The following is a 1,016-nucleotide window of genomic DNA, read 5'->3' on the forward strand; positions in this document are numbered from 1 at the left end:
CGCGTGCGCGTGTTGCCGACCACGTTGATGCGGCGCACATAGACGCGGCGGCTCGGGTCCACCTGCAGCGTCAGGTCGACCTTGTGGTTGGCCTGATCGATCTGCGGCTGCGCGTTGACGGTCGCAAATGCGTAGCCGTATTCGCCGAGCTTGTCGACGATCGCCTTCGTGGTGGCCTGCAGCTTTTCGGCCGAGAAGCGGTCACCCGGTTTGATCTTGATCAGCTTGGACAGCTCCGCTTCGCGATCGAGCAGATTGCCGGCCAGCTTGATGGAGGAAATCGTGTACGGCTCGCCTTCGTGCAGCGTGACCGTCAGATACATGTCCTTCTTGTCCGGCGAGATCGACACCTGGGTCGACTCGATGTTGAACTCGAGGTAGCCGCGATTCAGGTAATACGAGCGGACGTTTTCGAGGTCGCCGGTGAGCTTGTCTTTCGCGTACAGGTCGTTCTTCGTGTACCACGAGAACCAGTTCGGCGTGGACAGCTGCATTTCGTCGCGCAGCGTAGCCGTGCTGAACGCCTTGTTGCCGATGAAGTTGACTTGGCGGATTTTCGCGCTCGGACCCTCGGCCACCGCGAACAGCACCGACACGCGGTTGCGGTCGATCGGCGTGATCGTGGTGGTGACTTCGGCCGCGTAGTAGCCGCGCGTCAGGTACTGGCGCTTGAGTTCCTGCTCGGCCTTGTCGACCAGCGCCTTGTCGTAGTAACGGCCTTGCGACAAACCGACCGCGCGCAGCGCCTTGATCAGGTTGTCCTTGTCGAACTCATGGATGCCGGAGAAGTCGATCGTGCCGATAGCCGGACGCTCCAGCACCTGCACGATGACGACATTGCCTTCGGTCTCGATCTTGACGTCGTTGAAGAAGCCCGTGGCGTACAGCGTGCGAATCGCTTCGGACGCCTTGTCGTCGCTAAACGTGTCGCCTTGCTTGATGGGCAGGTACGCGAACACGGTACCCGGTTCGACGCGTTGCAATCCCTCAATGCGGATGTCTTGCACCACGAAGGG

Annotated in this window: 1 protein-coding gene; it reads right to left on the reverse strand. The window is 60.7% G+C overall.

Going from position 1 to position 1,016, the window contains the following annotated elements; translation table 11 throughout:
- Positions 1 to 1,016, reverse strand: a 1,016-nt coding sequence (bamA, locus tag PQR02_RS40525) for an outer membrane protein assembly factor BamA (RefSeq protein WP_408243403.1), incomplete at both ends; no start/stop codon positions are given.

The organism is Paraburkholderia sediminicola, assembly GCF_046026895.1.
Classification (GTDB): Bacteria; Pseudomonadota; Gammaproteobacteria; order Burkholderiales; family Burkholderiaceae; genus Paraburkholderia; species Paraburkholderia sediminicola_C.